The sequence below is a fragment of the Porphyromonas uenonis 60-3 genome, from assembly GCF_000174775.1.
Classification (GTDB): Bacteria; Bacteroidota; Bacteroidia; order Bacteroidales; family Porphyromonadaceae; genus Porphyromonas; species Porphyromonas uenonis_A.
Map to the genome: position 1 here is coordinate 1 of NZ_ACLR01000236.1, position 952 is coordinate 952.

2 protein-coding genes are annotated in these 952 nt (G+C 55.3%); both read left to right on the plus strand.

The features are described 5' to 3' along the window. On the plus strand, window positions 1–367 hold a 367-nt coding region (locus tag PORUE0001_RS09500; RefSeq protein WP_007366233.1), incomplete at its 5' end, for a transposase. Window positions 368–670: 303 nt separating this feature from the next. Beyond that, window positions 671–952 (plus strand): carboxypeptidase-like regulatory domain-containing protein (locus PORUE0001_RS09505; protein ID WP_039865900.1); only part of this gene is annotated, 282 nt, incomplete at its 3' end.

Sequence of the window (952 nt, forward strand, 5' to 3'; positions counted from 1 at the left end):
CGTCACCTCGGTCATGCTGATCGTTTTTACCGACAATTTCAAGGGTTGGAGTGCCAAGAAGATGGCTAGCTACTGCGGTATAGCGCCCTTCTACGAGAGCTCTGGGAGCTCAGTCTTTCACAAATCCAACACAGGAGGCTACAGTAACCGACGGCTAAAAGGAATCTTGACCCAAGCAGCCCGAAGTGCCATAACTCATAACCCAACATTTAAACAGTACTACCAACGCATGAAAGCCCAAGGCAAGCCCTACGGGGTCATCCTCAACAATGTCAACAATAAGCTCCTACACATCCTCTTCTCGCTGGTTGCGCACGACTGCGACTTCGAGCTAGACCACGAAGCGAAGAGAGCCCTACGAGCCTAGTCCAAGGAATGAAAATCTCCGCTCCGGGAGCGCCCCGCGGCAAGGGGTGGGAGCCCCCACCCCGACGAGCGGTTACGAAGAGAAGAGAGTCCTCCGAGGCAAGTTCAGAAAGGAAAATCTCCGCTCCGGGAGCGCCCCCGCCGAGCGGTTACGAAGAGAAGTTGACCGAGCATCCAAGACGAAAAAAACTTCGCTTTTTACTTGCATTTGAACTTAGAAAGCAAAGGGCTACACGTACCGCTTTGACACAACGGACGACAAGCATGGCGCATAGCTTGCGACTTTTGTCTACCTTTGTAAGCGATGAGATCACTTCACTACATCGCCTTACTGCTCTGCATCCTACTGCAGGGATGCGCGTTGGCTCTGCATGGGCAGACGACCGACACGACGGCTGTCGCGACGCCCCACCGTGTGGCACTCACGGGGTACGTCTTAGACCGTGACCGTGAGCCGATCGAGTTTGCCTCGGTACGTGTCGAGGGGACGAGCATCGGCACCTGGAGTGACTTGACGGGCGCTTACCGCTTGGAGCTAACCCCGACGACCGATAGCGTGGTGGTCAGCTACAGCTCCATCGGCTAT